This window comes from Roseobacter sp. SK209-2-6, assembly GCF_000169455.1.
GTDB lineage: Bacteria > Pseudomonadota > Alphaproteobacteria > Rhodobacterales > Rhodobacteraceae > Pseudophaeobacter.
On sequence record NZ_AAYC01000028.1, the window covers coordinates 1 to 6,035 of the forward strand.

The 6,035-nt window shown below is 58.9% G+C and carries 7 protein-coding genes; 2 read left to right on the top strand and 5 right to left on the bottom strand.

From position 1 onward, the window contains the following. A partial coding sequence (locus RSK20926_RS21905; protein WP_008210160.1) for a winged helix-turn-helix transcriptional regulator occupies window positions 1–354 on the bottom strand: 354 nt, incomplete at its 3' end. Between the two features lie 73 nt (window positions 355–427). Between RSK20926_RS21905 and RSK20926_RS21910 the strand changes: the two genes are divergently transcribed. Beyond that, on the top strand, window positions 428–1,333 hold the full coding sequence (locus tag RSK20926_RS21910) for a DMT family transporter (RefSeq protein ID WP_008210161.1): 906 nt from the start codon (window positions 428–430) through the stop codon (window positions 1,331–1,333). Window positions 1,334–1,345: 12 nt separating this feature from the next. Here RSK20926_RS21910 and RSK20926_RS21915 read toward each other — a convergent pair whose 3' ends face one another. The 3 genes from RSK20926_RS21915 to RSK20926_RS21925 all read right to left on the bottom strand — a co-directional run bounded on the left by RSK20926_RS21915 (window position 1,346) and on the right by RSK20926_RS21925 (window position 4,335). Next, on the bottom strand, window positions 1,346–1,657 hold the full coding sequence (locus RSK20926_RS21915; protein ID WP_008210164.1) for a 2Fe-2S iron-sulfur cluster-binding protein: 312 nt from the start codon (window positions 1,655–1,657) through the stop codon (window positions 1,346–1,348). Between the two features lie 21 nt (window positions 1,658–1,678). Then, window positions 1,679–2,968 (bottom strand): glutamine synthetase family protein, encoded by a 1,290-nt coding sequence (locus tag RSK20926_RS21920; protein WP_037256374.1) that lies wholly within the window; start codon window positions 2,966–2,968, stop codon window positions 1,679–1,681. A gap of 107 nt (window positions 2,969–3,075) precedes the next feature. Then, window positions 3,076–4,335, bottom strand: a complete 1,260-nt coding sequence (locus tag RSK20926_RS21925) for a cytochrome P450 (protein ID WP_008210169.1) — start codon at window positions 4,333–4,335, stop codon at window positions 3,076–3,078. A gap of 79 nt (window positions 4,336–4,414) precedes the next feature. Between RSK20926_RS21925 and RSK20926_RS21930 the strand changes: the two genes are divergently transcribed. Then, window positions 4,415–5,146, top strand: coding sequence for a type 1 glutamine amidotransferase (locus RSK20926_RS21930; protein ID WP_037256378.1), 732 nt, complete (start codon window positions 4,415–4,417; stop codon window positions 5,144–5,146). A gap of 66 nt (window positions 5,147–5,212) precedes the next feature. Here RSK20926_RS21930 and RSK20926_RS21935 read toward each other — a convergent pair whose 3' ends face one another. Beyond that, window positions 5,213–5,863 (bottom strand): GntR family transcriptional regulator, encoded by a 651-nt coding sequence (locus tag RSK20926_RS21935; RefSeq protein ID WP_037256376.1) that lies wholly within the window; start codon window positions 5,861–5,863, stop codon window positions 5,213–5,215. Window positions 5,864–6,035 lie beyond the last annotated feature (172 nt).

The window sequence follows — 6,035 nt, forward strand, 5'->3', positions numbered from 1 at the left end:
TTGGTCGAGTTTCGCGGCCCAATCTGTCGACCACTCCCCAAAGGGCTGCAGAAGCTGAAACAACTCACTGCCTTTCGCACTGAGCTGATATCCAGCCGCGCCGCGCTCCACCAGTTTGCTGGCGCTCAGCTCCTTCAAACGTCTGTTGAGCACCGTCGGAGACACCCCTTCACAGCGCTCCTGCAGCGCCCGGAAGGTCAGACCGCACCGGCCGCCCCGCAGTGCTCCCGCTTCAGCCAATTGCCAGATGATGCCCAGCGCCCAGCTGCGCCCCAAAAGATCAAACAGGGCCATGATTGGCTTGCCGCTCCTGGATCCGCGCACCGGCTGCCCTGGTTTTGGTACTTTTGTCATCAACACCTCTTGCTACTTATTTGATAGCGAATTATTGCTACCCAAAACGTAGCAAATACCCACGGTTCCCACCATGATTTTTCTCCCTGTTCTGGCTTCACTCGGCGCCTCGCTGGGATGGGCCACCGGTATTGTCCTGGCGCAGCACCCCGCCAGGAAGCTTGGTGCCTTTGAGTTTACCCGCATCCAGCTTCTGGCCTGTGCAGCCCTGCTAGCTGCACTATGCAGCGCCCTGGGGTATTGGCCCAGTGTGCATTGGACCTATTGGCCAAGCTTTGCGGCCAGCATCGTGATTGGAATCATCCTGGGGAACCTCGCTATGATTGCCTGTCTGCGCCGTGCGGGCCCAAGGTTCACCGAGCTGCTCCTGTCGCTGAAAGCACCGTTGGTGGGGATCATGGCATTTTTCTGCTTTGGCGAGACCCCCTCAAGCATGGATCTGATCGGCGCCTTGACCGTCTTACTCGGGATCATCATTGCTGTGCTGTTTGAACCTGACCCCAGCGAAGAGTCCTCGGCAGGCGCCTCCAATGTCTCAAGCGGCTCTCTGGTCACGGCCTTGTTTCTTGGATTTGCCGCCACCGCCTGCCAGGGCTTTGGTTTTCTGGTGATGAAACCAGCGATGCTGGCTGAGACCGAGCCGCTGGCCGCCTCGGCCATCCGCCTGACCGGCGCGGCATTTCTGATTTCTCTGGTCGCTCTTTGGCCTGCAGCACCGCTGCAGGGCAAGACCAGCCTGACACCTTTATTGCTGGGACAGACCATTTTGCCCGGCGTCATAGGCTACGGTATTTCCTCGACGCTGCTGCTCTATGCCTTTGCCAATTTAGACGCTGCCGTGGCCGCCGTTCTGGGCTCCCTGTCTCCCGTTCTGGTGCTTCCCATCCTCTATTTCAAAGACGGCAGCATACCTAGCCTGCCGGCCCTTTCCGGCGCCTGTCTGGCAGTGCTGGGCATTGCCATTCTTGCGTTTGGCTGAATCTGGACCTGCTCAGTCTGCTGGAACAGAAACCACCAGCCCGTCGAGCTGCGGTGCAAGCTCGATTTGACAGCTCAACCGGCTACAATCCTGCTTGTTCTCGACCAAGTCCAGCATGGCGTCTTCGAATTCTCCTGCCTCGCCGCAAATCTCTGTCCATTCCGGAGCCACATGCACATGGCAGGTGGCACAGGCCAGGCTGCCGCCGCATTCGCCCACAATGCCCGGCACATCATTGGCCTGAGCCGCTTCCATCAAGTTTTGGCCATAGTCCGCTTGCGCCGTCACGGCTTCGCCGCCCGGCAGTTTCCAGGTTACCTTCATTGGGTTTTCCTTCGTCTCGGATTAGATGAAATGCACGTAGAAGTCGCGCATGCCGTCACCTTCCAGGTCGCGGGTTTTGCGCACTTCCTTGCGTTTCATGTAGATGTGATTGGCCACCAGCTCCGCCCCGACCACCTCGGCCAGGACCGTATCCTTCTCCAGATCCGCCATCGCCCCTTTCAGATCGATCGCGGTCCCTTCGCGCGCATCGGTCCGGTCAAACCCGTCGCCGGTCTCGATCGGCGGCAGAGCATACCCCCGCTCAACCCCCAGCAGAGACGCCTGTAGAACCGCAGCAACCGAGGTATAGGGATTGGAAGAGGCATCGGCCATCCGATGCTCCAGCCGCGCCTTTGCACCGCCTTCAGAGCTGATCCTGGTGGTCACATTGCGGTGGTCGCCGCCCCAGTTCTGCCAATAACCCGAGAGAGACCCCGGCTGCAGCCGCATGTAGCTGTTGGCCGTCGGGGCAATCAGGCCCGCTAGCCCTTTATGGTGGTGCAGCAGCCCAGCCAGGCAGCCTCGCGCCAGATCGTTCATGTTTTCCGGCCCGCCGCGCGCCCCGGAAGACAGCGCATTACCGCCCGCCTCATCCACAAAGGAAAAATTGATATGCATGCCGGAGCCGCCCGCTTCGGGCACTGGTTTCGGCATGAAGGTGAGGACAATGCCGTATTCCAGCGCGATTTCCCGCGCCATCAGGCGGAACAGAACGATATCATCTACGGCTTTCACAGCATCGTCAAAGGTCAGCGTATATTCGAACTGAGGGCTGTCGAACTCCGCCGTGATCATATCCAGTGAGAAACCCATCTGATCCGCCATAGCCCAGATCCGGTCATTGAACCGCAAGGGGTCCGCGAAAGGACCCGTGCCATAAACCACACCACCCGGCGCATCATAGGGCATCAGTCGGCCACGCTCATCCGCCTGCATGGCATAGGCTTCCAGCTCGATCCCGACCTTGGGCGATAGCCCCTTTGCCTGCCAGGCGCTGACGGCCCGTTTCAAGGTGCCGCGCGGACAAAGCGGCAAGGGCTCACCCGCATCATCATATAGATCGCCAAGCACCACCTGAGTCGAGGCGTGCCAGCTCTCGCGGATGTCATCATGCAGCCATTTCAGCTCCATATCCGGCAGGCCCTGTTTGACCATGGAGCCCGGCGCATCCAGAAGGTCCCGATCATAGTGAGTGCCAAAGACCGAGCGGCAAAACCGCGTACTATCATCGCCAATCTTGGAATTTGGCAGGTATTTCCCCCGCATAACGCTGAGGTGATCGCAGAACATTGCACGCAATCTTGTTTTCATGGCTCAAATCCCCCCTTTGGGATATGCTGTGACAGCTCGGCTTTGCGCCTTTTGCTTAACATATTTATCTCTTTTCACCTAGCCGCGCGCCAACGCGTCAGAGAACATCAGATGGCCTCAACCTTGACTGGCAGCTCCTTGATGCCTCCAACAAAGTTCGAACGCAGAAACTTTTGCGGGCCTGCGGGCTCGATGCTTTTGATCCGTTTTGCCAGCTCCTGAAACAGCACCGTAACTTCCAGCCTTGCCAGCCACATGCCCAGGCAAACATGCGGACCGAATTGCCCAAAGGACAAATGCCGGTTCGGGCTGCGCATCAGGTCAACGCGGAATGGGTCCTCAAACTGGCTCTCATCCCGGTTGGCTGAGATGAACCAGTAGAGCAGTTTGTCGCCCTCGCGGATGGTCTTGCCATGCATCTCCACATCCCGCGTCGCGGTGCGGCGGAAATAAAGCGCCGGAGTGGCCCAGCGGATGATCTCATCCGCCGCGGTCTCCCAGACCGCACCGCCCGTCTGCATCTGATCCAATAGCTCGGGCTGGTGGCACAGCGCCTGTATCCCCGCCGCAATCGAGTAGCGCGTGGTGTCATTGCCGGCCGCCACCAGGAGGCAAAAGAAATTGCGAAACTCCGTCTCGGTGATAGTTGAGCCGTCCTTGGCCGGTTCCAGGATCAAGTTCAGCACGCCGGAGGTATCCCCTTTGCGCTCTTTTTCCGCCATCAGCTCCTTTGCATAGACATAGAGCTCCGCCCCGGCAGGGGAATTGAAGGGCATCATCCGGTATTCATCGGTCTGCATCTTGTCAAGCACATGGCTGGTGAAATCCGGATCGGTATTGGCAATGAGCGCATCGCCCTTTTCAACCAGCCAGGGCAGGTCCGCATCCGGCAAGCCAACGACGCGACCCAGCATCCGCATCGGCAATTGCCGGGCGATTTCCTTGGTGGCGTCGAAAGTGCCTTTGGCCAGGGCCTGATCCAGGATCTCCGCGCACAGGGTCCGGATGTCTTCCTCATATTGCGCCATAGTCGTCTTTGAGAAAGCTTTCAGCAGCTTCATCCGCACCTTGGAATGCTCCGGCGGATCGGTCTCCTGAAAGGTGCGACGCGCCAGATATTCCTCATAGCTCTGATCCTCCATGCGGATGCCGCGGGCCGAGGAAAACAGATCCGCCTGCTTGTTCATCTGTGTGATGTCTTCGTACCGGGTCACTGACCAGAAGTTCTTCCCGCCCTCGTATTCCGTCCAGTGCAGCGGATCATCCCGCCGCAGCCGGGCAAAGGTGTTATGCGGCGCGCCATTGGCAAAAGTGTCATGGCTGCTCAGGTCAGCATGGCCGTCGTCCTGTGGTGTCCAGATCGTCATAAGAGGCTTCCCGAATACTTGCTTTGTGTATATTATTGGAGCTTATAAATATGTAAACAGAAAACTAATGAGCCAAAACATGCGCTTAGCAATTCTTGTGACCAATACGGACCAAAGCAGCTTTGCAGAGAGGCACCCGAAAGATGCCGAAAAGTTCACGGATCTGATCCGTCTGGTCCGCCCCAACTGGCAGCTTTCAGCCTTTCAGGTTCACATGGGTGAATTTCCGGACGACCTTGAGAGGTTTGACGGGGCGATGATCACCGGCAGCCCGACGTCTACCCGCGCAGGGCTTCCCTGGATTGAACAGCTTTTGGAACTGATCCGCGGGATGGAGCGCCGCAAGCAGCCGCTCTTTGGCGCCTGTTTCGGTCATCAGGCCTGTGCGCTCGCTCTTGGCGGCAAGGTCTCCGCAAACCCGCAAGGCTGGGTCCATGGCCTTGTCGGAAACACTCTGGCTGGCAAATCAGATTGGACCGGAGACCTGCCAGGCAGTTTTGCTCTTTACGGGTCGCATTGCGAGCATGTCTCAAAGCTCCCGGAAAGAGCGGTGGAAATGGCCCTCAGCAGCGGGCTGAACGCAGGGTTCCGGATAGACGGGCATCTGTGGACCAGCCAGCATCATCCCGAAATGAGCCATGAGTTCATTTCAGCTCTGACTGGGGAAATGTGCGACACCTTGGGGCAAAAGGCCCATGACAAAGCGCTGGAAAGTTTGACCAAGCAAGCGGACCAAGCAGAGTTCGCCGAGTGCATCGCCCGGTTCTTTGAGCAAGCTACAGAACTGAACGCCTCGCAAGGTGGCGCCTGATTTCATCTTTCCCGCAAAATTCCCCGCCGGAGGCAGCGGCGGGGACTGCCTTTCTGCTTGGACCAATCAACCCAGCGCTGCCAACAGGTCCATCACCGTCACCTGATCGAACTGCACATGGCGCACCATGGCGGCCTCCGCAGCTTCGCGGTCATGCGCAAAGATCAGTTCGGCTATTTCCCGGTGCTCTTTGGCGGATTGGGCAATAGAGCCTGGAAAGCGGTAACGGGCCCGGTAGTAGGCCATCAGCTTGCGGGCATTGGTCTTGATCATCTCCAGAAGAAAGGCATTGCCCGCCCCCTGCGCCACAGCGCCATGGAATTGCAGGTTGAGCTGATAGTAGCCCGCCGGGTCGCCATCGCCCTTCTCTGCCGCATGGGTTTCGCAGGCACAGACGATCTGCGCCAGCGCCCGGGCTTGGTCCTGCGTCATACGCCGCGCCGCCAGCCCCGCGGCCTGGCCTTCCAGCCGGGCATGCACTTCTAGGATGGCTAGAAACTCTTCCAGCGTCGGCTTAAACAAAACCGCCCCTTTGCGGGGCAGGCGTTTGATCAGGCCGATTGCTTCCAGCTGGATAAAAGCCTCGCGCACCGGGGTTCGGGAGACCCCATGCCGGGAGACCAGATCAGCCTCGTCTAGTCCGGCACCCGGCGTCAGCCGTCCGGCTTCGATATCCATCAGGATCGCGTTCAAAACCTGTTCTGTCTGCCCAGCCACGCGTAAACCGCCCGTTTGTCTTCCGCCATTTCCGTTGACCCACCTTAGTTTCCCGGAAATCTCAAAGCAAACCGATTGCCGCTGAAGGCGCAGGGAAACAAGCAAGGCAGGGGCTCCCGCACCCCGAGGCTTTGCCAGCCGAGCTGGACAAACCTCTGCGGGCTTGGGCCCG

What these genes read in the sequence shown, in the direction of transcription:
- RSK20926_RS21910 (WP_008210161.1), top strand. Translation starts at nt 428, where the DNA reads ATGATTTTTCTCCCTGTTCTGGCTTCACTCGGCGCCTCGCTGGGATGG.
- RSK20926_RS21915 (WP_008210164.1), bottom strand. Translation starts at nt 1,657, where the DNA reads ATGAAGGTAACCTGGAAACTGCCGGGCGGCGAAGCCGTGACGGCGCAA.
- RSK20926_RS21925 (WP_008210169.1), bottom strand. Translation starts at nt 4,335, where the DNA reads ATGACGATCTGGACACCACAGGACGACGGCCATGCTGACCTGAGCAGC.
- RSK20926_RS21920 (WP_037256374.1), bottom strand. Translation starts at nt 2,968, where the DNA reads ATGAAAACAAGATTGCGTGCAATGTTCTGCGATCACCTCAGCGTTATG.
- RSK20926_RS21930 (WP_037256378.1), top strand. Translation starts at nt 4,415, where the DNA reads ATGCGCTTAGCAATTCTTGTGACCAATACGGACCAAAGCAGCTTTGCA.